This window comes from Xanthomonas sp. CFBP 7698 (genome assembly GCF_003600855.1).
Taxonomy (GTDB): Bacteria; Pseudomonadota; Gammaproteobacteria; order Xanthomonadales; family Xanthomonadaceae; genus Xanthomonas; species Xanthomonas cannabis.
In genome coordinates this window covers 1,783,796-1,809,998 of record NZ_PRDN01000001.1, presented here as the reverse complement: position 1 = coordinate 1,809,998, position 26,203 = coordinate 1,783,796, and the positions used below count along the sequence as shown (strand labels likewise).

General features: G+C 65.5%; 18 protein-coding genes and 1 riboswitch. Of the genes, 7 read left to right on the top strand and 11 right to left on the bottom strand.

Annotation, left to right across the window (positions count from 1 at the left end; translation table 11 throughout):
• Window positions 1-103: 103 nt before the first annotated feature.
• The 3 genes from XnspCFBP7698_RS07595 to XnspCFBP7698_RS07585 all read right to left on the bottom strand — a co-directional run bounded on the left by XnspCFBP7698_RS07595 (window position 104) and on the right by XnspCFBP7698_RS07585 (window position 2,945).
• Window positions 104-1,486: a TolC family outer membrane protein gene (locus XnspCFBP7698_RS07595; protein WP_039406284.1), complete on the bottom strand. Its 1,383-nt coding sequence runs from the start codon at window positions 1,484-1,486 to the stop codon at window positions 104-106.
• Window positions 1,487-1,506: 20 nt separating this feature from the next.
• Window positions 1,507-2,163: a protein-L-isoaspartate O-methyltransferase gene (locus XnspCFBP7698_RS07590; protein ID WP_047696996.1), complete on the bottom strand. Its 657-nt coding sequence runs from the start codon at window positions 2,161-2,163 to the stop codon at window positions 1,507-1,509.
• A gap of 128 nt (window positions 2,164-2,291) precedes the next feature.
• Window positions 2,292-2,945 carry a TetR/AcrR family transcriptional regulator gene (locus XnspCFBP7698_RS07585; RefSeq protein WP_047696950.1) on the bottom strand — a complete coding sequence of 218 codons (654 nt, stop codon included), beginning with the start codon at window positions 2,943-2,945 and terminating at the stop codon, window positions 2,292-2,294.
• 313 nt (window positions 2,946-3,258) lie between these two features.
• On the opposite strand from XnspCFBP7698_RS07585, the gene XnspCFBP7698_RS07580 reads away from it, so the two are divergent.
• Window positions 3,259-6,261: a ligand-binding sensor domain-containing diguanylate cyclase gene (locus XnspCFBP7698_RS07580; protein WP_104581380.1), complete on the top strand. Its 3,003-nt coding sequence runs from the start codon at window positions 3,259-3,261 to the stop codon at window positions 6,259-6,261.
• 206 nt (window positions 6,262-6,467) lie between these two features.
• On the opposite strand, the gene XnspCFBP7698_RS07575 is transcribed toward XnspCFBP7698_RS07580, so the two are convergent.
• On the bottom strand, window positions 6,468-7,346 hold the full coding sequence (locus tag XnspCFBP7698_RS07575) for a LysR family transcriptional regulator (RefSeq protein WP_047696994.1): 879 nt from the start codon (window positions 7,344-7,346) through the stop codon (window positions 6,468-6,470).
• A gap of 120 nt (window positions 7,347-7,466) precedes the next feature.
• On the opposite strand from XnspCFBP7698_RS07575, the gene leuC reads away from it, so the two are divergent.
• The 3 genes from leuC (at window position 7,467) to leuB (ending at window position 10,763) form a co-directional block, all read left to right on the top strand.
• The gene (leuC, locus tag XnspCFBP7698_RS07570; protein WP_104581379.1) at window positions 7,467-8,906 is read left to right on the top strand and encodes a 3-isopropylmalate dehydratase large subunit; all 1,440 of its coding nucleotides are present in this window, start codon (window positions 7,467-7,469) and stop codon (window positions 8,904-8,906) included.
• 68 nt (window positions 8,907-8,974) lie between these two features.
• On the top strand, window positions 8,975-9,622 hold the full coding sequence (leuD, locus tag XnspCFBP7698_RS07565; RefSeq protein ID WP_039406294.1) for a 3-isopropylmalate dehydratase small subunit: 648 nt from the start codon (window positions 8,975-8,977) through the stop codon (window positions 9,620-9,622).
• Between the two features lie 67 nt (window positions 9,623-9,689).
• Window positions 9,690-10,763 (top strand): 3-isopropylmalate dehydrogenase, encoded by a 1,074-nt coding sequence (gene leuB / locus XnspCFBP7698_RS07560; protein ID WP_104581378.1) that lies wholly within the window; start codon window positions 9,690-9,692, stop codon window positions 10,761-10,763.
• A 677-nt stretch (window positions 10,764-11,440) separates the two neighbouring features.
• Here leuB and XnspCFBP7698_RS07550 read toward each other — a convergent pair.
• The 6 genes from XnspCFBP7698_RS07550 to XnspCFBP7698_RS21840 all read right to left on the bottom strand — a co-directional run bounded on the left by XnspCFBP7698_RS07550 (window position 11,441) and on the right by XnspCFBP7698_RS21840 (window position 17,387).
• Window positions 11,441-13,003, bottom strand: coding sequence for a 2-isopropylmalate synthase (locus tag XnspCFBP7698_RS07550; RefSeq protein ID WP_104581376.1), 1,563 nt, complete (start codon window positions 13,001-13,003; stop codon window positions 11,441-11,443).
• A complete protein-coding gene (locus XnspCFBP7698_RS07545; RefSeq protein WP_039407264.1) occupies window positions 13,000-14,118 on the bottom strand; it encodes a threonine dehydratase in 1,119 nt (372 codons plus the stop codon). Before XnspCFBP7698_RS07545 ends, XnspCFBP7698_RS07550 begins: the two co-directional genes overlap by 4 nt.
• Before the next feature lie 90 nt (window positions 14,119-14,208).
• On the bottom strand, window positions 14,209-14,466 hold the full coding sequence (locus tag XnspCFBP7698_RS07540; RefSeq protein ID WP_047696941.1) for an ACT domain-containing protein: 258 nt from the start codon (window positions 14,464-14,466) through the stop codon (window positions 14,209-14,211).
• On the bottom strand, window positions 14,450-16,171 hold the full coding sequence (ilvG, locus tag XnspCFBP7698_RS07535; protein WP_104581375.1) for an acetolactate synthase 2 catalytic subunit: 1,722 nt from the start codon (window positions 16,169-16,171) through the stop codon (window positions 14,450-14,452). The genes XnspCFBP7698_RS07540 and ilvG overlap by 17 nt, the downstream gene beginning before the upstream one ends.
• A 44-nt stretch (window positions 16,172-16,215) precedes the next feature.
• Window positions 16,216-17,217, bottom strand: a complete 1,002-nt coding sequence (gene ilvC, locus XnspCFBP7698_RS07530) for a ketol-acid reductoisomerase (protein ID WP_047696937.1) — start codon at window positions 17,215-17,217, stop codon at window positions 16,216-16,218.
• 35 nt (window positions 17,218-17,252) lie between these two features.
• Window positions 17,253-17,387 (bottom strand): hypothetical protein, encoded by a 135-nt coding sequence (locus tag XnspCFBP7698_RS21840; RefSeq protein WP_255404432.1) that lies wholly within the window; start codon window positions 17,385-17,387, stop codon window positions 17,253-17,255.
• A 472-nt stretch (window positions 17,388-17,859) separates the two neighbouring features.
• Between XnspCFBP7698_RS21840 and ggt the strand changes: the two genes are divergently transcribed.
• Window positions 17,860-19,569, top strand: a complete 1,710-nt coding sequence (gene ggt, locus XnspCFBP7698_RS07525; RefSeq protein WP_104581403.1) for a gamma-glutamyltransferase — start codon at window positions 17,860-17,862, stop codon at window positions 19,567-19,569.
• A 79-nt stretch (window positions 19,570-19,648) separates the two neighbouring features.
• Window positions 19,649-21,487 (top strand): methyl-accepting chemotaxis protein, encoded by a 1,839-nt coding sequence (locus XnspCFBP7698_RS07520; protein WP_047696935.1) that lies wholly within the window; start codon window positions 19,649-19,651, stop codon window positions 21,485-21,487.
• A 12-nt stretch (window positions 21,488-21,499) separates the two neighbouring features.
• Here XnspCFBP7698_RS07520 and XnspCFBP7698_RS07515 read toward each other — a convergent pair whose 3' ends face one another.
• Window positions 21,500-23,434: a prolyl oligopeptidase family serine peptidase gene (locus XnspCFBP7698_RS07515; protein ID WP_233548948.1), complete on the bottom strand. Its 1,935-nt coding sequence runs from the start codon at window positions 23,432-23,434 to the stop codon at window positions 21,500-21,502.
• 298 nt (window positions 23,435-23,732) lie between these two features.
• A riboswitch (TPP riboswitch) is annotated at window positions 23,733-23,830 on the top strand.
• A 92-nt stretch (window positions 23,831-23,922) separates the two neighbouring features.
• On the opposite strand from XnspCFBP7698_RS07515, the gene thiC reads away from it, so the two are divergent.
• The gene (gene thiC / locus XnspCFBP7698_RS07510; protein ID WP_104581373.1) at window positions 23,923-25,800 is read left to right on the top strand and encodes a phosphomethylpyrimidine synthase ThiC; all 1,878 of its coding nucleotides are present in this window, start codon (window positions 23,923-23,925) and stop codon (window positions 25,798-25,800) included.
• Window positions 25,801-26,203 lie beyond the last annotated feature (403 nt).

The window sequence follows — 26,203 nt, the reverse complement described above, 5'->3', positions numbered from 1 at the left end:
AATCGTACTTGCAGCAGCCGCCACGAAAAGCGCACATGCAATTGCCTGGCGCGTACAAAAAAGGCGGGCCTGGGCCCGCCTTTCGCGTTACCTGTGGTTCGTCTTACTGCAGCGAGCCACTGCCCTGCAGCCTGGACTCGGCATCCTGCGACAACAGACGGTTGACGTCCTGCAGATCGGTGATATCGAGCTTGCCGATGGCCTGGCCCAGCAACAGCCGGTTCTGCAGGAAGGTGTAGCGCGACTGCGCGTAGTTCAGCTGTGCCTGGAACAGCGTGCGCTGGTTCTGCACCACGTCCAGCACTGTACGGGTGCCGACTTCCAGACCGACCTGCGAGGCGTCATAGGCCGCCTGTGCGGAGACCACGGCCAGGCGGCGCGCTTCCACTTCGCTGATACCGGCAACCACGGTTTGATAGGCGTTGCGCGTATTGCGGTCCAGCGCGCGCTTCTGCTGCTCGTAGGTGTCCTGCTGGATGTCACGACGTGACAGCGCCTGGCGTACGGCCGACTGGGTTGCGCCGCCAGCGAAGATCGGGATCGACAAGGTCACGCCGATCGAATCGGTATCAATGTCGCGGCCGTTGGTGGTGAAGTTGCCAGCTGCCTGATCCACCGTTCCTTGGCCACCCCAACTGTTGCTGCGGCCGATATTGGCGCCGAGATTCAGGGTCGGGTAATGCCCGGCACGCGCGGCGTTGACCTGCGCTTCGGCCGCGCTGACCTGCAGCTGCTGTGCCTTCAATGCAGGGTTATCGGCAATGGCGGTGGATACCAGTTGATCGACATTGCTGTAGGCCGCCGGGACTTCCGGGCGGAAATCTTCCGGCAGCGCACGCAAGCCCACCACCGGCTGGCCGGTGAGTTCGGTCAGCGCCTGGTAGTAATCCTTCAGCGTATTGCGTGCGTTGATGGTGTCCGCGCGCGCCTGGTCGTACTGGGCACGGGCTTCGTGCACGTCGGTGATCGGCGCCAGGCCAACCTCCAGACGCTTGTCCGCGTAGTCGAACTGCTTCTTGGCGGCTGCTTCGTTGGTCTCTGCTGCCGCGAGCGATTCGATGCCCACCAGCACCTGGAAGTACGCCGCCGACGTACGGGTGATCAAATCGTTGTTTGCCGATGCCAGCGTGAAATCGGCTGCCTTGGCGATTTCGCGCTGGGCACGCAGGTTGGCGAACTGGGCCCAGTTGAAGATGGTCTGGCTGCCCTGGATCGCGTACTGCCGCTGCTTGGTCGTCGAACGACCGTCAACCCCTTCCAATTCGCGATGCGCCTGGGTGAATCCGGCAGTGCCGTCCAGCTGCGGCAACAATGCCGCGCGCGCCTGTACCTGGCCTTCCCGATTGACCAGGCGCGTGGACTCGGCCACGGCCAGCTGCGGATCGCCGTTGCGGGCCATTTCGTAGACCTGCAGCAGGTCGGTGGCGTGCGCAGCCATGGGAGACAGGGCGGCGGCCAGGGCCAGAACGAGGGATCGGCGAATCATCGGGGAAGCTTCCTTGGGAATCAGAATTGGAATCGGGGCGTGGGTGCGGCGCCCTGGAGATAGGCGAGGTCGGTTTCGAACAACGATTCGATGCGCGGGGCGTTGACATCGCCACGGACCAGGACCGCTTCCATCACCGGTTCGTGACCGCGCACGACAAACAGCCGGCCGTTCGGGCGCAACCACTGCAGCCACTGGACGGGGAGGGTGTCGACTGCGCCGGTCACGCAGATGGCATCGAAACGGCGCTCGCTCTGCCAGCCGAACACATCGGCGGTGTCGATCCGGACATTGCTGCCCAGGCCGGTTGCGTCCAGATTGGCGCGCGCGGCGCTGGCCAGCGCGGGGTCGATTTCCAGGCTGACGACCTCGCGCGCGAGCGCCGCCAGGCAGGCGGTGGCAAAGCCGCTACCGGTGCCCACTTCCAGCACGTCTTCGCCCGGCTGCAGATCCAGCGCCTGCAACATGCGGCCTTCGACCACCGGCTTCATCATCTTGTGGCCGGCCGACAGCGGAATCTCCACATCGACATAGGCCAGGGTCTTGTAAGCCTCCGGCACGAAGGCCTCGCGCGGCATGCGCGCCAGCACGTCGAGCACGCGCAGGTCCAGCACGTCCCACGGCCGGATCTGCTGCTCGACCATCTTTTCGCGGGCCTGGGTGAAATCGATCGTCATGGTGCGGTTATCCAACGCGGTGGGGCGGACATTTTACCGGTGCGCGGGGCAACTGGCGCATCTAGCATCGCCGCGCATGGACCACCGGCGCAGTGCCGGAAGTCATCGCCACCAAAGGCCGGGGGCGGTCAGCGGGGTGCATAAGCCCTCAAAAAGAAGTCCACGCTGGATTCGATGTGCTCGTCCACCTGCGCACGGGTGGGCTGGCCGTGCAGGCCGCACATCATCAAGGCGTACAACTCGCCCTTGAGCAGGCAGAAGAATTGCGACGCCGCGCGGGCCAGGTCGGTGATCTCCAGCTGGCCATCGGCCACCCGTGCGGACAGGAAATCCGCCAGCGCCTGCTGGGTCCGCTTGGGGCCGGCGTCCCAGAACATCTCGCGCACATGCACGTCGCCGGTGCCGGGCGCCATCATCATGCGGTGGGTGGAAATGGCCGAGTCGGTACTGACCATGGCGAAGAACGCATGCGCGATCTCGATCAACTGGTCGCGCAATGCACCCTCGGGGGCATGGTCGAACAGGTCGTCCGGCATCATGTGCTGGCATTGCGCGCGGATCGCCTCGGAAAACAGGCTCTCCTTGTCGCCAAAATGGCTGTAGACGGTCAGCTTGGAGACGCCGGCCTGTGCGGCGATCCCATCCATGCTGACCCCGGCATAGCCTTGCTCCATGAACATGGTGCGCGCAGCGCCCAGGATGGCGGCGCGTTTCCCAAGATCCTTGGGACGCCCAGGGCCGTTGCTCTTGGCCTTGGACTTGAGGGGGGGCGAGCTGGACATGCCGCCAATACTAGACCATCGGGTTCTATATTTATACTCGGTGGCCTGAATGCATCAGCGCGCGCGTCGCAGACCCACAGGTCTGCACCGCGTGGAAGCGGGCGGCAGATGCCCACACCCCGCGCGCCCGTTGCCGCTGAAATAGTGATGGGCCATCACCGTCCCGGCCGAATGCCTCCCGGTGTCATGGTGGTCCCGGCAGCTGTGGGGAATCCACCTAGGGCGGGCCGAAAACCCCGGTGATAGATTTGCCGCAGGCCTGTCAGTGCATACCGGCAGGCGGGCCAGCAGGCACGGACGAGGGGACGGAAGCGTGGACAGGGTCGGGGCGCAGACGCATGCAGGCTGCGTTCGCAGCACAGGTGTGCTGCGGGCGGCGCTGCTGTGGCTGTGGATCGTGCTGTGCTGCGCGACGCTCGGGTTGCCGCTGGCTGGCGCGCAGGAGCTCGACCACACCGCCTATCACACCGTCACGCGCTGGAACATGGACGACGGCCTGCCGCACAACCTGGTGCATGCGGTAGCCCAGGGCGAGGACGGACTGATCTGGCTCGGCACCTGGGAAGGCGTGGCGCGGTTCAACGGTCGCGACTTCACCGTCTACGACCGCCAGAACACCCCGGGCGTGGAACTGGGGGGCGTGTTCGTGGTGTTGCGCGACAGCACCGGCGGCATGTTGTTCGGGACCGCCTTCGACGGGGTCTACCGTTACCAGGATGGCAAGTGGCAGCAATTGGGCGATGCCTCCGCGCGGCATCTGGCGGTCAGCGCGTTGCTGCGTCGTGCCGATGGCGCGTTATGGGTGGGCACGCCGCAGACGCTGTACCGGATCGAGCCGGATGGGCGCCTGGTCGATGTCGGCCGCCAGGCCGGGTTGCCGCACGCGCGCATCACCGCGCTGTCGGCCGACGACACCGGCGAACTGTGGGTGGGCACCGAAGTCGGCTTGTACCGGCTGCCGCGCACCGGCGGTGCAGCAGAAGCCTGGGGCAAGGCGCATGGCATGCAGGCCGTGCCGGTCCGGCGGCTGGCCAGCGATCGCCAGGGTGGCCTGCTGGTCGCCGGCGACGATGGCGTGTGGTGGTGGGGCCGCGCCGGCGGACTGCAACGGTTTCGCCAGGGCCAGCGGGTGGATGCGCTGTTGCTGGATCGGCCCGGGCATCTGTGGATGAGCATGCCCAGCGGCACGCTGCTGGTGCATCGTAGCGCCGGGGTGCCCGACGAGCAGGTGCAGATCTCCGGTGTCGCCAGCCCGGCATTGCTGGAAGATGCCGAGGGCCTGATCTGGGTCGGCAGCACCCATGGCCTGTTCCGGATTGCCGAAGGCGCCGCGCACGGCGTCACCCAGGACGACGGGCTGGCCTCGGATTACGTGCGCACCGTGTTGCAGACCCGCGATGGCACTGTGTGGGTTGGCAGTGCGGTCGGCCTGGACCGCTGGCGCAACGATCAGATCAGCCGGGTGTCGCTGTTGCCGTCCGAAGGTGGCCGGATCCTGGAGCAATCGGTGCTGTCGCTGGCCGATGCCGGCGACGGCGGGGTCTGGGCCGGCACCTACAGCCAGGGCGTGCTGCGGCTGGACGCGCAGGGCAGGGTCTTGGTACGCATCGGTGCGGACGATGGGTTGCCCTCGCTGTCGGTGCGGGCGGTATTGCCCGATGGCGAGGATCTGTGGATCGGCACCACCGGCGGACTGGTGCGCTGGCGGCATGGCAAGGCGCGCCGTTACACCGCGGCCGACGGGGTGCCTGACGGTTCGGTGCAGGCGCTGTACCGCGATGCGCAGGGCATCATCTGGATCGGGACCGATCGCGGCATGACCGGTCTGTCGCCGGGTGGCAGCACGCGTGCGTGGCTGGGCGAGCAGGATTTCCCTGGGCAGAACGCCTTCGACTTCCTGCGTGACGCCGGCGGCGATCTGTGGATCGCCAGCGACCGCGGCCTGCTGCGCCTGCATGGCGAGCAGTTCCGCGTCTACGACCACCGCGTAGGCCTGCCGCGCGACAAGGTGTTCCGCGTGATCGACGATGGCCGCGGCTACCTGTGGCTGTCCAGCAATCACGGCGTGTTCCGCATCGCGCGCAGCGACTTTGACCAGATCGATGCCGGCACCCGCGAGCAGTTGAGTGTGGAGGTGGTGGACCGCAGCGACGGCATGCCCGGGAACCAGGGCAACGGCAGCAGTTCACCGGCCGGTTGGCTGACCTTGTCCGGGCAATTGCTGTTTCCCACCGCCGCCGGCCTGGGCGTGATCGATCCGGCGCGCGTCGGCACCTTGCAAGGTCACCGCGTGCCCATCGTGTTCGAGCGCTTGCTGGTCGATGGCATGGTGCAGCCGGTGAGCGGCCCGCATCGCTTTGGCGCCGAGACGCGGCGCATCGCCATCGGCTATGCCGGGCTGAATTTCCGCGGGCCCGACAAGGTGCGTTACCGCTATCGCCTGGAAGGCTTCGACCCGGAATGGGTGGACGCCGACACGGCCACCGAGGCGGTGTACACCAACCTGCCGCCGGGCCGCTTCCGTTTCCGTGTGCAGGCGATGTCGCTGCCAGTGGACTGGCGACAGACCACGCTCCTTGGCGAATCCAGTCTGGTCATCGCACTGGCCCCGCCGTGGTGGCGCCGTGGCGAGGTGATCGCGCTGGGCGTCCTTGCGCTGGCCAGCCTGATTTACGGGTTTTACCTGTGGCGTACGGCCAGCTACCGGCGAAGCCAGCGCCAGCTCAATACCGTGATCGACCGGCGCACACGCGAACTGCGCGAGAAGAATCTGGCGCTGCAGCAGGCCAGCGCGGAGCGTGAAGCCCTGATGCAGCAACTGGAATATCGCGCCAGCCATGACGTGCTCACTGCATTGCCCAACCGGCGCGAAGCCGAGCGTGTGCTGCAGCAGTGGTTCGACGCTGCACGCAGCGGTGGCCCGGCACTGGCGCTGGCGCTGATGGACATCGACCACTTCAAGCACATCAACGACGCGTACGGCCATGACGTCGGTGACGCGGTGTTGAGCGCGCTGGGCGATGCCTTGAGCGCCCAGGATCAGGCGCAGTGTTTCGCCGCGCGCCATGGCGGCGAAGAGTTCCTTCTGGCCGCCACCGGGCTGGACGCGGTGCAGGCACGCGCGCTGTTCGAGCGCATGCGGCAACGCCTGGCGGCGATCGAAGTGGATGCGCACGGCACCAGCGTGCAGTGCACCGCGAGCATGGGCATGGCGATGAGCCACGAAGCGCCGACCCGGCGCGAACTGCTGGCATTGGCAGACCGTCGCCTGTACCAGGCCAAGCGGCAGGGGCGTGATCGGCTGGTCGACCACTGACCTCGTGCTGGCGTATTACGTTGTCTGCCGGGTGTAGCAGCGCAGAACAGCGGTGGCTGGGTGCGCCTGTTTTGCGTGCGATGCGTGAGCGCTCAGCTAATGTCTTTATCCTTGTGACACTGTGCGGACCAGCGGCGCAGCAGTGCTGGCATGTGGGTGCGGATGCGTGCGGAGCATGTCGTGCACCATGCACTCCAGGGACCGCATCACGTCTGGTCTGCCTGTGCGTTCAACAACGCCACAAACGCCTGCGCCGCACGTGACAAGGTACGCCCGCCGTGCGTCACGCAGCCCAGCTCGCGCGACAGCGTCACATCGGCCAGCGGCAGCGCGACGATCTGATGGTCGATCATGCGTTCGGGCAACACGCTCCAGGCCAGCCCGACCGACACCAGCATCTTGATCGTCTCCAGATAATTGGTGGTCATGCGCAGGTGTGGCGCCAGGCCCCGCTCGGCAAACAGCCCGGCGACGATGCGATGGGTGAATGTGCCGGGGTCCGGCAGCACTGCCGGATGCGCGACCACGTGTTCCAGCGTCACCTCCCGCAGGGCGGCCAATGGATGGTCGGGCGCCACCACGAACTGCAGACGGTCGTGCCAGATCGGCCGCGCGCGCAGCGGCGCCCGCGTGTCCGGTGCCAGGGTGGTCACAGCCAGTTCGACCTCGCCGCGTAGCACCGCCGCATATGCCAGTTCCGAATCCAGAAACTGGATGTCCAGCGCGGCCTGCGGGTGCTGCGCAGCGAAGCGACGCAGCAACGCCGGCAGGCGGTGCAGGCCCACGTGGTGGCTGGTGGCCAGGCTCAGGCGCCCGCCAACCGAGGCCCCGAGGTGCTCGAGCACGCGGCGGGTGTCCTCCAGTTCGGCAAGTATGCGTTGCGCGCGTGGCAACAGGGCCTGCCCGGCCTCGGTCAGCACCACCTGGCGGCCCAGGCGATCGAACAACCGCGCCGACAACTGGCCCTCCAGCAAGGCGATGCGCTTGCTCACCGCCGGTTGGGTGAGGTGCAGCGCCTCGCCGGCCGCCGAGAAGCTGCCGCTCTGGGCAATGGCCACGAATGCGTTGAGGCTCGCGAGATCCACTGGCATTCCTGAAATTCATTTGTTGAATAAACAATATGAATTTGCGTTATCCAAGGCAAGCTCCTAGCATCGATCTCAGCCAGGTGGGCGCACCCACCATTCGCCACCCGGATTGCCGCGATGACTGCCAAGACGCTGTACGACAAGCTGTGGGAACTGCATGAGGTCGCCCGTCGTGACGACGGCTCCTCGCTGATCTACATCGACCGCCACATCCTGCACGAGGTGACCTCGCCGCAGGCCTTTGAAGGCCTGCGTCTGGCCGGGCGCACGCCATGGCGCATCGACGCAAACATCGCCACGCCCGACCACAACGTGCCGACCACACGTGCCGAGCGCCAGGGTGGGCTGGAGTCGATTTCCGATGAAGTCTCGCGCCTGCAGGTGCAGACCCTGGACGAGAACTGCGACGACTTCGGCATCCTCGAGTTCAAGATGAACGATGCGCGCCAGGGCATCGTGCACGTGGTCGGCCCGGAGCAGGGCGCCACGCTGCCGGGCATGACCGTGGTCTGCGGCGATTCGCACACCTCCACGCATGGCGCGTTCGGTGCGCTGGCGCACGGCATCGGCACCTCCGAGGTCGAGCATGTGCTGGCCACGCAGTGCCTGATCGCCAAGAAGATGAAGAACATGCAGGTGCGCGTGGAAGGCACGCTGCCGTTCGGCGTGACCGCCAAGGACATCGTGCTGGCGGTGATCGGCAAGATCGGCACCGCCGGAGGCAACGGCCATGCACTGGAATTTGCCGGCAGCGCGATCCGCGACCTGTCGATGGAAGGGCGCATGACCATCTGCAACATGTCCATCGAAGCCGGCGCGCGCGTGGGCATGGTGGCGGTGGACGAAAAAACCATTGCCTACGTCAAGGGCCGCCCGTTCGCGCCCAAGGGCGCCGATTGGGATGCGGCTGTCGCGTTGTGGAGCACGCTGGTCTCCGATCCGGACGCGCACTTCGACACCGTGGTGGAACTGCGCGCCGACGACATCAAGCCGCAGGTCAGCTGGGGCACCTCGCCGGAAATGGTGCTGGCGGTGGATCAGCAGGTGCCGGACCCGGCCGCCGAGCAGGACCCGACCAGGCGCGACTCGATCGAGCGCGCGCTGAAATACATGGGCTTGCGTGCAAATCAGCCGATCACCGAGATCCGCCTGGATCGCGTGTTTATCGGCTCATGCACCAACTCGCGCATCGAAGACCTGCGCGCCGCCGCCGCAGTGGCCAAGGGCCGCAAGGTCGCTTCCACCATCAAGCAGGCGCTGGTGGTGCCAGGCTCGGGCCTGGTCAAGGCACAAGCCGAAGCAGAAGGCCTGGACAAGGTGTTTCTGGACGCCGGTTTCGAGTGGCGCGAGCCAGGCTGCTCGATGTGCCTGGCCATGAACCCGGACAAGCTCGGCAGCGGCGAACATTGCGCCTCCACCTCCAACCGCAACTTCGAAGGCCGCCAGGGCGTCGGTGGACGCACGCATCTGGTCAGCCCGGCGATGGCCGCTGCCGCGGCGGTGAGCGGACACTTTGTCGATGTGCGTGGCTTGCAGGGAATCGAGAATCGGGAATAGGGAATCGCCAAAGCCCGCTTCCTGCTCTGCCTATTCCCAACTCCCCATTCCCCATTCCCGGCACTCCAATGACTCCTTTCACCCAACACACCGGACTGGTCGCGCCCCTGGATCGCGCCAACGTCGACACCGACCAGATCATTCCCAAGCAGTTCCTCAAGTCGATCAAGCGCACCGGCTTCGGGCCGAACCTGTTCGACGAATGGCGGTACCTGGATATCGGCGAGCCCGGCCGCGACAACAGCCAGCGCCCGCTCAATCCGGAGTTCGTGCTCAATTTCCCGCGCTATCAGGGCGCCAGCGTGCTGCTGGCACGCGAGAACTTCGGCTGCGGCTCCTCGCGCGAGCATGCGCCGTGGGCACTGGACGAGTACGGTTTTCGCGCCGTGATCGCGCCCAGCTTCGCCGACATCTTCTTCAACAACAGCTTCAAGAACGGCCTGCTGCCGATCGTGCTGGCGGAAGCGGAAGTGGATGCCTTGTTCGAGCAATGCCTGGCCACCGAGGGCTATCAGCTCACCGTGGATCTGGCCGCACAACGTGTGCGCCGTCCCGATGGCGTGGAATACGGTTTCGACATCGATGCCTTCCGCAAGCACTGCCTGCTCAACGGGCTGGACGACATCGGTCTGACCTTGCAGGACGCCGATGCCATCGGTCGCTTCGAGCAAGGTCATCGCGCACGCCAACCGTGGTTGTTCGGCGCGTTGCAGTAATGCTTGCGTCGTGAACGCCGCAGCACAATGAAAAACGGGTGCGGTAGCGCCCTTCCACGAGGATTGCATGAGCAAGCAGATTCTGATTCTTCCCGGCGACGGTATCGGCCCGGAAATCATGGCCGAAGCGGTCAAGGTGCTGACGCGCATCGATGCGCAACACGGCTTGGGCTTCACCCTGGTGTACGACGAACTGGGTGGCGCGGCCTACGACAAGTACGGCAGCCCGCTGGCCGATGAAACACTGGAGCGCGCGCGCGCTGCCGATGCGGTGCTGCTGGGCGCCGTCGGTGGCCCGCAGTGGGACACCATCGACCCGTCGCTGCGGCCGGAGCGCGGCCTGCTCAAGATCCGCTCCCAACTTGGCCTGTTCGCCAACCTGCGCCCGGCGTTGCTGTATCCGCAATTGGCCGATGCGTCCACGCTCAAGCCGGAGGTGGTGTCCGGGCTGGATCTGTTGATCCTGCGCGAGCTCACCGGCGGCATCTATTTCGGTCAGCCGCGCGGCACGCGCACGCTGGATAACGGCGAGCGCCAGGCCTACGACACCTTGCCGTACAGCGAAAGCGAGATCCGCCGCATCGCCAAGGCCGGCTTCGAGATGGCGCGCTTGCGCGGCAAGAAGCTGTGCTCGGTCGACAAGGCCAACGTGCTGGCATCGAGCCAGCTCTGGCGTGCAGTGGTCGAAGAAGTCGCCAAGGACTACCCGGATATCGCGCTGTCGCACATGTACGTGGACAACGCGGCCATGCAATTGGTGCGTGCGCCCAAACAGTTCGACGTGATCGTGACCGACAACATGTTCGGCGACATCCTGTCCGACCAGGCATCCATGCTCACCGGCTCGATCGGCATGCTGCCGTCAGCCTCACTGGATGCCAACAGCAAGGGCATGTATGAGCCATGTCATGGCTCCGCGCCGGACATCGCAGGCAAGGGCATCGCCAATCCGTTGGCCACCATCCTGTCGGTGGCAATGATGTTGCGCTACACCTTCGCGCAATCGGCTGCAGCGGACGCCATCGAGCAGGCTGTCGGCAAGGTTCTCGATCAAGGCCTGCGCACTGCCGACATCTGGTCGGAAGGCACTACCAAGGTCGGTACCGTGGCGATGGGCGATGCAGCGGTGGCCGCGCTGTAAAGCGCCGGCTTCCGACGCGTTGTAGCTGTGCTGGTGGCTATCGTTCTTAGGGCGATAGCCACTTTCGTTTGGTGGCTCTCCATGTGTGATCACATCAGTCAAGCGAAGCACTCGCATGGAAATTCTAGATGCTGTGCGCAAGATTGATCGGTGCGAAGTTGGTCGGCAGCGCGGTGCCGCATCCGGTGTCGGGACACGCCGTGAATCCGTCCCTGGAGGCTCGGTGGCGGCATCCATGCCGCCACACGGTCCCGCAATCGGCGAGGACACCACGCCAGACAGTTGGTTGGTGGTTTTGTCGAAGAGCGAAGGTCAACGCATTGCCAGCCTGCTGTTCGCTGGTCGCCTGGTTGAGATCCATCCGCACCGACCATCTCCACTGGTCCTTGCCCGCCCACCGTCGCGGGACCCTTGGCGGCATGGATGCCGCCACGGAGCCTACATGGACGTACTTGCGGCGTGTCCCACGCCGGTACACGTGCAAGCGCCCGCAGCAGACCGAAGCATTCGCACAAAACCGGCAGATCTCGTGTGCGAGGTTGTTCTGTGTCGGTACGAGTGCACGCGCCCGCAGCAGCCCGACGCACTTGCAAGAAAGTTGGAACACCAAAACCAAAACGGCCAGCAGATCACTCCGCCGGCCGTCAGGTTTGCATCGTCTAGCGAAATGAGCAGTGTTACGCCACCGCCGCGGTCTTGCCGGCGATCACGCCGCGCTCGCGCTGGCGCAGCAGGCGGTTGGCCACATCCAGCCACGCCAGGGCGCTGGCTTCGATGATGTCCTTGCTGGTGCCGGTGCCTTCGTATTCCACGCCGTCGTGGCGCACGCTCAGGCTGGCTTCACCACGCGCATCCGCGCCGATGCCCACGCTGTGCACCTGGTAGCTGTCCAGCTCCAGCTTCACGCCGGTCGCCGAAGCCAAGGCCCCGAAGAGTGCATCCACCGGCCCGTTGCCCTGCGCCGTCTCGGCCACGCGGTTGCCTTCCGGGTCGGACAATTCCACCAAGGCGTTCGCACGGCTGCCCACATCGCTGATGGTCATCGACGCCAGGCGGTAGCCTTCCTGCACGGTGGCGTCCTGCATCATCGCCTGCAGGTCGGCGTCGGTGACCACGCGCTGCTTCTCGCACAGCGCCTTGAACTGCTCGAACACCAGCTTGACTTCTTCTTCTTCCAGCAAGTAACCCAGTGCACGCAGGCGCTGTTCCACCGCGGCGCGGCCGCTGTGGCGGCCCAGCACCATCTGCGACGACTCCCAGCCCACGTCTTCCGGGCGCATGATTTCGTAGGTGCCGCGATGGCGCAGCATGCCGTGCTGGTGGATGCCCGATTCGTGCGCGAACGCGTTGCCGCCCACCACCGCCTTGTTGCGCTGTACCGGCATGCCGACCAGGCGCTGCAGCAACTGCGAGGTGGAGACGATGCGCGGGGTATTGATGTCGGTATCGATGTTGTAGAACGCACCGCGCACCTTCAGTGCCATGGTGATTTCTTCCAGCGCGCAGTTGCCTGCACGCTCGCCGATACCGTTGATGGTGCATTCGACCTGGCGTGCGCCGCCTTCGATGGCGGCCAGCGAATTGGCCACGGCCAGACCCAGGTCGTTGTGGCAGTGCGCGCTGAAGATCACGTTGTCGGCAGCGTCGACGCTGGCGATCAGGCGCGAGAACATGCCGCGGATTTCTTCCGGTGTCGTGAAGCCCACGGTGTCGGGCAGGTTGATCGTGGTGGCGCCGGCCGCGATCGCCACGCGGGTGACCTCGATCAGGAAATCTTCCTCGGTGCGTGTGGCGTCTTCGGCAGAAAACTCCACATCGTTGATATAGCTGCGCGCCAATGTCACGTGCTTGTGTACCGATTCCAGCACCTGCTCGCGGCTCATCCGCAGCTTGTGCTCACGGTGCAACGGGCTGGTCGACAGGAAGACATGCAGCCGCGGATTGGCAGCCGCTTCCAGCGCCTTGGCCGAGGTTTCGATGTCGGTTTGCAGGCAGCGCGACAACACGGCCAGCGTCGGGCGACGCAGCTCGCGGCTGATCATCGCCACCGCTTCGCGGTCCGACTGCGAGCTGGCCGGGAAACCGGTTTCGATGATGTCCACGCCGAGTTCGTCCAGCGCGCGCGCCATGACCAGCTTCTGCTGGGGCGTCATGCTGCAGCCGGGGGATTGCTCGCCGTCGCGCAGGGTGGTGTCGAAAATTCGGATACGCGGGGTCTGGTTGGATACGTTCGTGTTCACCAGGAAGACTCCTCTACGGCGATGGCGGTGACAGGCGTTGAAGCGACTGCGGATGGGCGGGAAAGAGCGGGTGGTTGGTTGGGTGGCTTGACGCTGCGTTCGTTGCGAAGCCGCTCGGTGTTGCGACGACGCGGTTTGCGTGGCGGACGCGGCCGCACCTCGGACAAGAGTGTGGCCAACACGGTTGCGTCGATATTACCGCCAGAGACCACCGCACATTTGCGTTTGCCTGCCACACGGCGACCAGCGGCCAGGGCCAGGGCACCGGCGCCTTCGGCAATCACGTGTTCTTCCAGTGCCAGGCGCACCAGGGTTTCGCGTAATTCGGCCTCGCGCACGATCACCACGTCGTCGAGCAGGCTCGAGCACAGGCGGCGGGTGAGAAAGCCGGGAATCTTGACCTTGACGCCATCGGCCAGCGTGGGCACGGGGGCGATTTCGCGCAGGTCGCCGCGCACGGCGCGCGCCATCGAGTCCACGCCTTCGACCTGTGCGCCGACCACGCGCACGCCCTGCGACTTGAGCGCCAACGCAATACCGGAGGCCAGCCCACCACCGCCGATCGGCACGATCACCACGTCCGGCGCATGCGCCGCCAGCTCGATCCCGACCGTGCCCTGGCCGGCGATCACGTCCGGGTCGTCGAAGGCGGACAGGAAGCGATAGCCATTCTGGTCGGCCAGCTCGCGGGCAAAGGCGAAGGCCTCGTCGTAACTGTTGCCATGCTGGCGCACGGTGGCGCCCCAGTGCGCCACGCCGGCGATCTTGGTCTGCGGCGCGCCGTGCGGCATCACCGTGATGGCCTGCACACCCAGCCGATAGGCCGACCATGCGACACCCTGCGCGTGATTGCCGGCCGAGGCGCAGATCACCGGACGTTCGTCGCCGCGCTCCAGTCCGGCCAGCAAGGCATTCAATGCGCCGCGCACCTTGTAGGAACCGGTGCGCTGCAGGTTTTCCAGCTTCAACCACACGCCGAAGCGTTCGGCGTAATGCAGTGGCGTGGGCGAGAGGTACTTGCGCAGGCGCGCCTGTGCAGCCAGCACGTCGGCCACGCTGACGGCCACGTCGCCTACGTCGGGCTCCTGCGTGGTGGGGCGGCCGGAATCAGGCATTGCGGCACACGCGCGGCCGATCCGGAAGAAGACACCTCCGGACAGCGGTCTGGTGGTCACGCGAGGTCTGCATGCGCGGAGCCTGGGTGCTCATGCAGCGGCCTCGACCGATTCCAACGTGGTGATGCTGACCGATTCGCAGTCGTAGACCTTTTCCAGTTGCAGGCGCAGCGTCTCCGGTGGACGGCTGCTGTCCACGTCCAGTTGCAGATGCCAGCGGCCGGCATCGTCCGGCGCCGCAGCACCCTGGATGGCATACGGGCGGAACCCGCGGCGCTCGGTCATGCCGATCACCCGCACCAGTGCGCCTTCGGCCGACTTCAGCACCAGATCAAGCCGGTAACGCATGCGTCGTCTCCTTGGTCGCGTGTGCGGGGTTGCTGTCCAGCATGGTGCTGTTGGCGTTGTTGGGCGGCACCAGCGGCCACACGTTGGCACGCGCATCGATGGCCACATGCAGCAGGCCTGGGCCCGGTTGCGCCAGCAGGTCGGCCAGCGCGGCATCCACGTCGCCACGCGCGATGATGCGCTTGGCCGGGATGCCGAACACCTGCGCCAGGGCCGCGAAATCCGGGTTGTCGGACAGATCGATCTCGCTGTAGCGCTCGGCGAAGAACAGTTCCTGCCACTGCCGCACCATGCCCAGCGAACTGTTATCCAGCAGCACGATCTTCACCGGCAGCTTGCAGCGCGCGATGGTCACCAGTTCCTGCACGTTCATCATGAAACTGCCATCGCCGGAGACCAGCACCACGGTGCGGTCGGGGCAGGCGAACTGCGCGCCCATCGCTGCCGGCAGGCCGAAGCCCATGGTGCCCAGCGCGCCGCTGGTGAGGTGATTACGCGGATCGTTGAAGCGGCAATGCTGGGCCACCCACATCTGATGCTGGCCGACATCGCAGGCGATGATGGTGTCGGCCGGCGCCACTTCGCTCAGGCGCTTCAGCAGCGCCGGCGCATAGATATCGGTGCCGGGCGCGTCGTAGCGCGCGCCGAATTTTTCGCGGTTGGCAAAACAGCGCGTGCGCCAGGCCTGGCAGTTGCCACGTGCCGCACTCAGTGCTTTCAGACTCGTTGCCACATCGCCGGGCACCGCGATATCGGCGGTGCGCAGCTTGGAGATTTCATATGCGTCGGCATCCAGATGGATGACACGCGCGAACGGGGCGAACTCGCTCAGCTTGCCGGTGGCACGGTCGTCGAACCGTGCGCCCACCACCACCAGCAGGTCGCATTCCTGGATGGCCATATTGGCCGCACGGGTGCCGTGCATGCCCAGCATGCCCAGGTAATCCGGATGCGCATGCGGCAACGCGCCCAGGCCGCGCAAGGTGAGCGCGGTCGGGATGCCGGTGGCTTCGACAAAGCGCCGGAATGCGTCCACTGCGCCGGCCAATGCGATCCCGCCACCGCCATACACCACCGGGCGCTCGGCACCGGCGATCGCCGCCAGCGCGTCGGCCAGTTTCGCGTCCGCCGGTGCCGGCGGCGGCAACACGGCCGCTGGCACGTGCTCAGGCAGGTGCGACGCATCGGCAATCTGCACGTCCTTGGGCAGATCGATCAACACCGGGCCCGGGCGACCCTCGCGCGCAATGCGAAATGCCTCGCGCACCATCTCCGGAAGATCCTCCACACGCCGCACCAGGAAGCTGTGCTTGACGATCGGCATGGTCATGCCGAACACGTCCAGTTCCTGGAACGCGTCGGTGCCCAGCAACGGCGTGGCGACCTGGCCGGTCAGGCACACCATCGGCACCGAATCGAGCATGGCGTCGGCAATGCCGGTGACCAGGTTGGACGCGCCCGGGCCGGAGGTGGCCACGCACACGCCGACCCGGCCACTGGCACGTGCATAGCCGTTGGCGGCGAGTGCGGCGCCCTGCTCGTGGCGGACCAGGATGTGCTTGAGCCTGGAATCCACCAGGGCGTCGTAGAACGGCATGATGGTGCCGCCCGGATAGCCGAACAGCGTTTCCACGCCTTCGGCTTCCAGGGCCTGCGTCAGCCAGCGCGCGCCGTTGCGGGGCGTGCTGTGTGCGGAGGTGTTCATGCGTTGCGGACCTTCGGTGTTAAGCGGTGGGGGAGGCGGCGGCGTTACGCCGCCTGTTGATTCGCAGGTGCGGCGGCGGCCTGCTGTTCGCCGTTGAGCCACACCATCTTGGCGCGCAGCTTCTTGCCCACTTCTTCGATCGGGTGCTCCAGATCGGCCTGCTTGAACTTGCTGTAGTTCGGCAGGCCGGCTTCGTACTCGGCCACCCAGTTCTTCGTGAAGGTACCGTTCTGGATGTCGGTCAGCACGTCCTTCATGCGCGCCTTGGTGCTGGCGTCGATCACGCGCGGGCCGCTGACATAGTCGCCGTATTGTGCGGTTTCGGAGACGAATTCCAGCATGCGGGTGATGCCGCCTTCGTAGAACAGGTCCACGATCAACTTCAATTCGTGCAGCACTTCGTAGTACGCGATTTCCGGCTGGTAGCCGGCTTCCACCAATACTTCGAAACCGGCCTGCACCAGCGACGAGGCGCCGCCGCACAGCACCGCCTGCTCGCCGAACAGATCGGTTTCGGTCTCTTCCTTGAAGGTGGTCTTGATGATGTTGGCGCGCGCGCCGCCCAGGCCGCCGGCATAGGTCAGCGCGAACTGCTCGGCCTTGCCGCTGGTGTCCTGATACACCGCATAGATGCACGGCACACCGCGGCCGATCTCATATTCGCGACGCACTAGCGCGCCCGGGCCCTTGGGCGCGACCAGCACCACGTCCAGATCGGCGCGCGGTTTGATCATGTCGAAATGCACGTTCAGGCCATGCGCGAACAACAGGCAGGCGCCCTGTTTCATGTTCGGGGCGATGACCTCTTCATAGAGCTTCTTCTGCACCATGTCCGGGGTCAGGATGGCGACCAGGTCGGCGCTCTTGACCGCTTCGGCCGGGGTCACGACGGTGAAGCCGTCGGCCTGCGCCTTGGATTCGGTCGGGCCACCGGCACGCAGGCCGACGGTGACGTCGAAGCCGGAATCGCGCAGGTTCAGCGCATGCGCGCGGCCCTGGCTGCCGTAGCCGATGATCGCGATTTTCGGTTGGATGTCGTTGCTCATGAAGGTGTCCTTGCGGGGTTGGCAGTGGAAAGAGATCAGCCGGCAGTGCAGACACTGGCCGGCTGAGCAAAGCGGGGATGAGCAACGCCGCCGCACATGCAGGCGCAGACAGCAGCGCCGGTGCGGGCATTGCTGGAAGACGTTCTGGCGATGGTGGTGATGTCGTTCATGTCATTCGAAACTTTTGGTGATCCCTGAAACGCGAAACCCCGCGCCGTTGCCGGTGCGGGGTCTGATCGAAGCCTTGTGTGTCTGTTGCCTACACGAAGTCTCGTCCCGCACCGGTTGGCGAGGTAATAAGTACGAGCACGAGAAACGACGCTGCCGGCACGCCGAAGGGCGCGGACATCGGAGCGTTCGAGGTGGTATGGCGGTGCGGCATGGGCCTGAGATAACCACCGCCGGCGGTGGGGTGTCAACCCTTGCGGCTGAAACATCCGCAATCATACGGCTGGCGGTGCGCCAGGCCGCATGACAGCAGCATGGTTGCGGCTGAAACCGGATCGCCCGCGCGCCGGAATCGCCAACGGACATCACCAACTGCGCGGCTTTTCCGTGCGCGATGGCATCGAACGAGCGCCGCGACAGAGGCCGCTGGTATGGTGAGTGCTTCATCCGTCGTGTCATGGGGAGCTGTTGATCATGCGTCGCGTACCTGTCTTGCTGGTGTCTGCCCTGGCCCTACTCGCGCCGCCTCTCGGCGCCGCCGACCGGATCACCGGGCAGCCCTTCGCCACCCGCTCGGAAGTCATTGCGCCGCATACCATGGCCGCGACCTCGCAACCGCTGGCGACCCAGATCGCCCTGGACGTGATGAAGAACGGCGGCTCGGCGGTCGACGCGGCGATCGCGGCCAATGCGGCGCTGGGCCTGATGGAGCCCACCGGCAACGGGGTGGGCGGGGATCTGTTCGCGATCGTGTGGGACCCCAAGACCAGCAAACTTTACGGCTACAACGGTTCGGGCCGCTCGCCCAAGTCGCTGACCCTGGCCGAGTTCCAGCGTCGTGGCCTGAAGGACATTCCGCCCACCGGCCCGCTGCCGGTCTCGGTGCCGGGCGCAGTCGACGGCTGGTTCGCGCTGCATGAGCGCTTCGGGCGCAAGCTGATGGCGCAGAACCTGGCGCCGGCCATCCGCTACGCGCACGAAGGCCATCCGGTGGCTGAAACCATTGCCTATTACTGGGACCGTTCGGTACCGCGCCTGTCGCAATACCCCGGCTTCAAGGAGCAGTTCACCATCGACGGCCACGCCCCGCGCAAGGGCGAGCTGTGGAAGAACGCGAACCTGGCCAACACCCTGCAGCAGATCGCCGACGGCGGCCGCGATGCGTTCTACAAGGGCGAGATCGCGCGCACCATCGGTGCCTACTTCAAGGCCAATGGCGGCTACCTGAGCTACGAAGACATGGCCAGCCATCAAGGCGAGTGGGTGGAGCCGGTCAGCACCAACTATCGCGGCTACGACGTCTGGGAACTGCCGCCCAACAGCCAGGGCATCGCCGCACTGCAGATGCTCAACATCCTGGAAGGCTACGATTTTTCCAAGATCCCGTTCGGCTCGGCCGAGCATGTGCACCTGTTCACCGAGGCCAAGAAGCTGGCGTTTGCCGACCGTGCGCGCTTCTACGCCGACCCGGCCTTCCAGCCCGCACCGCTGGCCAGGCTGGTGTCCAAGGACTACGCCGCCCAGCGCCGCGCGCTGATCTCCATGGACAAGGCGCTCAAGGAAGTACAGCCGGGCACACCCAAGCAACTGGAAGAGGGCGACACCATCTACATGACCGTGGCCGATGCCGACGGCATGATGGTGTCACTGATCCAGTCCAACTACCGCGGCATGGGCAGCGGCATGGCGCCGCCGGGGCTGGGCTTCATCCTGCAGGACCGCGGCGAGATGTTCGTGCTGAAGAAGGATCACCCCAACGGCTACGCGCCGGGCAAGCGGCCGTTCCAGACCATCATCCCGGCCTTCGTCACCAAGGACGGCAAGCCGTGGCTGAGCTTCGGCGTGATGGGCGGTGCGATGCAGCCGCAGGGCCATGTGCAGATCGTGATGAACCTGGTGGACTTCCACATGAATCTGCAGGAAGCCGGCGACGCGCCACGTATCCAGCATGAAGGCTCCACCGAGCCGACCGGCCAGGCCACGGCGATGAGCGATGGTGGCGAGGTCAATCTGGAGACCGGCTTCTCCTACGACACCATCCGTGCCTTGATGCGCAAGGGCCATCGGGTGATCTTTGCCGACGGCCCATATGGCGGCTATCAGGCGATAGCCCGCGATCCTGCCAGCGGGGTGTATTACGGCGCTTCGGAAAGCCGCAAGGATGGGCAGGCCGCCGGATATTGAGCGGGCTGGCGCGGTGCCGCGCGCGACTCAACTCCAGGCCCGGCGCGCCGCTAATGCTATCGATGGATTAGGAGTCCCCATGAGCTCGATGCAATCGCCCGACCCGCCGTCGCAGATACAGGCGGCCCAGCTTCCCGACGCGCCGGTGGCCCTGCTGCGGCTTTCGGCCGAGGCCTGTCTGGTGGCGTGCAACCGCGCCGGCCTGGACGTGCTGGGCAAGACCGCCGGCGAGTTGCAGGGCGCGCCGGCATCGGTGCTGTGGGGATTGAGCGCAACCGATCTGGTCGGCGAAGAGGGCGTCTGGGCGGCACCGGGCGACGATCCGGCGCGGCGCGTGCGCTACGTGCGCGAGCGCGCGCACGGCGGCTGGATGCTGTCGCTGCCGCACGTGGAAACCGCAATCCTGCTGCGCGAAGCCACCCGTCTGGCCGATGGCAGCCGCCCGGTGCCGATTTCGCCGCTATTGCAGCCGTTGGTGGCGCGCCTGCAGGCCGAGCACGAAGACCGCACGGTGCTTGAGCGCACCGCGCAGGCGCTGGCCGGCTGCGAACTCGAACTGCTGTTGCCGCCCGGGTTGGCGGAAACCGAGATGGGCCGCCGTTTGCAGGCCGGCTTCGGCAATTTGGCCGAAGCGATCCGGCAGGCCGTGGCGCTGTCGGTGCAGATCGCCGCTGAAGTGCCGCCGCTGGTAGCCGAAAACGACGAGATGGTGCGCCAATCGCAAGCCCAGACCGAAGCGCTGGACGGCGCGCGCATGGCGGTGGAACGGCTCTCGTCCAGCCTGCACGACGTCAATGCCGAGCTGGGGCAGGTGATCGCGCTGGCGGCCAGTGCCGATGACAGTGCGCGGCAGGGCGTGGCGGCGGCGCACGCGCTGGGCCAGGCCATGCACGAAGTGGAGCGCCGGGCCGCGCGCGCCGGCGAGGTCATCGAAGTCATCGACTCGGTGGCGTTCCAGACCAATATCCTGTCGATCAATGCCAGCATCGAAGCGGCGCATGCCGGCGATGCCGGGCGCGGCTTTGCGGTGGTCGCCACCGAAATCCGCCGCCTGGCAGAGCGCGCCGCAGCGGCAGCACGCGACGTGCGCGCCATCCTCGCCGAAACCAGCGCCGCGGTAGGCGAGGGTGCGGCCTCCGCGCGCGGCACCGAAGCGGTGCTCGACGGCATCACCCGCGTGCTTGGGCAGGCCAGCAGCGCGATGACCACGGTGGCCGGGCGCATCCAGGCACAGGACGGCGAGATCCGCGGCATCGAGCGCGCCGTGGATGGCGTGGTGGCCCTGGGGCGCAGCAATCTGCAGCACGCCGCGCATGTGGCCGAACGCAGCGAAGCGCTGGAGCGCGGTACCGAAACCCTGCGCGATTGCGTGGGCTTGTTCCGGTTGCCGGCCGACCCGCTGCAGGTGCCCCGGCACGCGCGCGTCAAGGAGCTGGCCGTGGCCACCGCAGGCAAGATCGGGGCGGCATTGGCGCAGGCCATTGCGCGCGGCCAGATCGATGAAGCCGCATTGTTTGCCCGTACCTACACGCCGATCGCCGGTGTCGAACCGCCCAAGTTCACTACCGACTTCGACGCGCTCTGCGATCAGGTGTTGCCGCCGCTGCAGGAGCCGCTGCTGGATGCGCACCCGTGGATCGTGTTTGCCATCTGCGCCAATCCCGACGGCTACGTGCCCACCCACAACCTGCGCTTCACCCAAGCGCTGACCGGCGATGCCAAGCGCGACCTGGTCGGCAACCGCACCAAGCGCAAGTTCACCGACCGCGTCGGCCGCAGCGTCGGCGCACACACCGACCCGTACCGCCTGCAGGTCTACCGCCGCGACACCGGTCAGATCATGTTCGACCTGTCGGCCCCGATCTTCGTCGATCGCAAGCACTGGGGCGGCCTGCGGGTGGGTTACACGCTGGAGTGAGCGGCGCTGCGCTTACTGCGGTGCGGCAGGTACCCGACCGCTCGCAGATGTAGTTGCCGCACTGCCCAGCTGTTTGGCGAGGAATTGTTCAAGCGTGCGGTAGAACGCGATCTGATTGGCCTCCTTGTAAAACCCGTGGCCTTCCTTGGGCACGGACACCCATTGCGGCGCGTTGCCGCTGCGTGTCAGCGCAGCACGCAGGCTCTTGGCCTGCGCAAATGGCGCGCGCTCGTCCTCTTCGCCATGCACCAGCAGTACCGGTGCCTTGATTCGATCGGCCAATGAGACAGGCGAGTGCGCAGCAAGGTCGGCAGCGTCGCGACCGATGACGCGTTCCAGATAATTGACGCCGTAATCGCTCTGATTGATGTCGCCCTTGCTGTACATCATCTGCAGGTCGTAGATGCCGGCCATGCCAACCGCGCAGCGAAACAGCTCGGGTGCCTTCACCTGCACCATCATTGCCGCGTACGCGCCAAAACTGGCTCCGTAGCTGCAGATACGCGCCGGATCGGCCAGGCCCTGCGCGATTGCCCAGCGCACGCCATCGACCAGATCGTCCTGGATCCGTTCACCCCACTGGCGGTAGCCGGCGCGCTCGAAGGTATTGCCGCGCCCCAGGCCGCCGCGATAATTGACCTGCAGTACCAGATAACCGCGGCTGGCGAGGAATTGCGCATCGGTATCGAACGCCCAACCGTCTCCGTCGGCATGCGGGCCACCGTGCGGGAGCAGGATCATCGGAGCCGGCGCGCCCTGGCCGGCCGTGGCCGGAACGGTCAGTACGCCATCGAGTGTCAGCCCATCACGGGCCTGGAACCGCACCATGCGCCGTTCGCCCATCAGCGTCGCCGGCAGGGCGCGCCGGGCTTTGATGACCAGCTTGAGCGTATTGGTCGGGCGATTGAAGATGTACCAGGCGCCGGCATCGCGGTCGCTGTAGGCCTTGAGCAGCAGGGTGCTGCCATCCTCGGTGAAGTTGATGAAATCCACGTACTGCCCCGCCAGCGTCTCGCTGAGGCTGCGATGCAGTTGTGCCTGGGACGTGTCCTGCGCGAAGTAGCGCAGCGTGGGTCGGCCCGGTCCAAGCCGCGCGGCGAACGGTGCAAATGGCGTTGGTCCCCACTGCAGATCATCCACGTCGTAGAACGGATCGGACGCCAGCACGCTGCGCTGCTGACCATCCTGGTCGCTGGATATCAAAGACGACGGGCCGCCGCCTTCGCTGTACCAGCCATAGACGCGCCCGGGCTGCTCGGCAAACGCCACCGGACGCCAGTTGGCCTGGATGTGGGTCAGTGGCGTCCAGCTGTTTGCGGCACGGCGAAACAGCAGTGAGTTGTCCTGGTCATCGGTGCCGTATGCGTACTGCGCCACGCCTTCATTGTCGAGCACGAAGCGCAGGCGCGGGACATCGATGTCGGCCATCAACCGATGGGTCGTGGTGTTCGCATCCACGTCGTAGAGCATCGAGTGGCGCGAATCCAGCGACAGGCGGCGCATGTAGAAATGGCCATTGCGACGGCTCGGCAACCCTTCGATATAGCCGAATCCACGCTCCAGCCCTGCATTGCGGGTGCTTTGCTGGTAGCCATACACATAGCGTTGGTTGCTGCCATCCAGGTCGGTGGCAATGATCTCGCCCATCGGCATCGGCTCCTCCAGCGAGCCGAGCTTGCGGCCCTTGCCAATGACCAGACGCCGATCGCTGACCCAGGCAATACGCACCGGCAATTCGTAGCGCGGCAGGCGCAGCATGGTAGTGGATTGCATGTCCGCGATCCGGTAGACCACCAGGGCGTAACTGCCCTCCCCGAGATCTGCACTCACCGCAAGATGCTTGCCGTCCGGAGACATCGAGGGGGACGAGATCGGCCCGGATTCGACGAATGCCTCTGCGGGCGGCGGCTCCGCCATTCCAGCGCAGGTCATTGATCCCAGCAGCATTGCCGCCAGCAAGGCACTCCATTGCATCCTGCGCATCGTGTCTTCCGTTCCCCTGTTTCACAAGAAGATAACGAAGCGGGATGGCGGGTGGCAAGAGGGCGCAAAAGAAAGCCGCCGGAGGCCGGCGGCAAGGGAGAGAGAGCGGGTTTCTGGTTGTTGTGCTGACACGCTAGCCAGCCAGGGTGCCAGGCGAATGTCGCCGCATGTCAGTCATTCGGCGCGTTCATTGAGTGGTTTCGACCGTGAGGCGGGATGCTGCAAAAGCCTGCGTCTACAACCCGACGATGTGGTTTAATCGCCGCCGAAGTGGGGGTACCGCAGCGCGCTGCGGTTGAGATAGTCCCTTCGAACCTGATCCGGCTCATACCGGCGTAGGGAAGCTTCGTTAGATGCGAGGGTCCGTGCCTGCACGGGCACCTGAGTGTTGAGCGCCGCCGCTTCGTCCGCACTGCGACTCCTTCGCAGGGCCAGCACACAGGACGAATGCCATGAATGCCGCGCCCACCGTTTTGCAGCAACAAGCCCAGTCGCTGTCCCAGGCTGTGACCCAGCCGATTCCCGGCTCACGCAAGATCTTCGTGCAAGGCTCGCGCGCGGATCTGCAGGTACCGATGCGCGAGATTGCATTGACGCAAACGCCCACCTTGTTCGGTGGCGAAGACAATGCGCCGCTCAGCGTCTACGACACCTCCGGGCCCTACACCGACCCACAGGCCGCCATCGATCTGGCTGCCGGTCTGGCACCGCTGCGCACGCAGTGGATTGCAGAGCGCGGCGATACCGTGGCGCTGGATGGATTGAGTTCCAGCTTCGGGCGCGGACGCGAGCACGATGCGCGGCTGGATGCGGTGCGTTTCCCGGCGCGTCGTCTGCCGCGTGTGGCTCGGGAAGGCGCCAACGTCACCCAGATGCATTACGCACGGCGCGGCATCATCACGCCGGAGATGGAGTTCGTGGCGATCCGTGAAAACCAGCGGTTGGAGGCGGTGACCGATGCGATCTTGCGCAAGCAGCATCCCGGCGAGTCGTTCGGTGCGGCGATCCAGCAGCGCATCACGCCGGAATTCGTGCGTGACGAGATTGCACGCGGCCGTGCGATTCTGCCCAACAACATCAATCACCCGGAAAGCGAACCGATGATCATCGGTCGCAATTTCCTGACCAAGATCAACGCCAACATCGGCAACAGCGCGGTGTCTTCGGGCATCGCCGAAGAAGTGGAAAAACTGGTGTGGTCGATCCGCTGGGGCGGCGACACGGTGATGGACCTGTCCACCGGCAAGCACATCCACGAAACACGCGAGTGGATCATCCGCAATTCGCCGGTGCCGATCGGCACGGTGCCGATCTACCAGGCGCTGGAAAAAGTGGACGGGCGTGCCGAAGCGCTCACCTGGGAGATTTTCCGCGACACATTGATCGAGCAGGCCGAGCAAGGCGTGGATTACTTCACCATCCATGCCGGTGTGCTGTTGCGCTACGTGCCGCTTACCGCAAAACGCGTCACCGGTATTGTCTCGCGTGGTGGCTCGATCATGGCCAAGTGGTGTCTGGCGCATCACAAGGAGAATTTTCTCTACACGCACTTCGAGGACATCTGCCAGATCATGAAAGCCTACGACGTGGCATTTTCGCTGGGCGATGGCCTGCGCCCGGGTTGTATTGCCGATGCCAACGATGCGGCGCAATTCGGCGAGCTGGAGACGTTGGGCGAGTTGACCAGGCTCGCCTGGCAGCACGACGTGCAGACCATGATCGAAGGCCCGGGCCATGTGCCGATGCAGTTGATCAAGGAAAACATGGACAAGCAGCTGCGCGAATGCGGCGAAGCGCCGTTCTACACCCTGGGGCCGTTGACCACTGATATCGCGCCCGGTTACGACCACATCACCAGCGCGATTGGCGCGGCGATGATCGGCTGGTTCGGCACGGCGATGCTCTGCTACGTCACGCCGAAGGAGCACCTGGGTCTGCCCAACCGGCAGGACGTGCGCGACGGCATCATGGCCTACAAGATCGCCGCACACGCGGCCGACCTCGCCAAGGGACATCCCGGGGCGCAGGTGCGCGACAACGCCCTGAGCAAGGCGCGTTTCGAATTCCGTTGGGACGACCAGTTCCACCTCGGGCTGGATCCGGAAAAGGCCAGGGAGTTTCATGACGAAACCCTGCCCAAGGACGCGCACAAGCTGGCGCACTTCTGCTCGATGTGCGGGCCGCACTTCTGTTCCATGAAGATCACCCAGGACGTACGCGACTACGCGGCCGAGCACGGCATGGGCGCCGAGCACGCGTTGTCGGCCGGCATGGAAGAAAAGGCGTCGCAGTTCCTGGCGCAGGGCGCACAGGTGTATCGCGCGTCCTGATGCCGCCAGGCTCCCGCCGCCTGGCTCGCGCGACGAGGTCGCTTAGCAGGAATTCAGGTTTTCGCGCACAGATCGCGTCGTGGTGCGCAAGTGCCATGGTGCGATCGCGCTGCAAGCGATTACACAACACAAGGCTCTCGACGGTTTTACCTGAATCGCAGATAAAAAAATCGCGCCAGAAGGCGCGAAGGGAACATCGTCGTTATTTGAATTCGTCGGCGAGAGAGAGAGAGCCTGACGTCGCCGCCTGTCATAGGAAGCAACGGGGCATAGGGTAAAATTTGCACCAAATGGATGCATGACACAGTTGGTCGTGGTCCTTTGCTGAATTTGGCGTTTCGCGCGGATTGCGTGATGCGTCCTTTGTTGTCCTTGCATGCCGATGCGTGTTTTTTGCCGATGA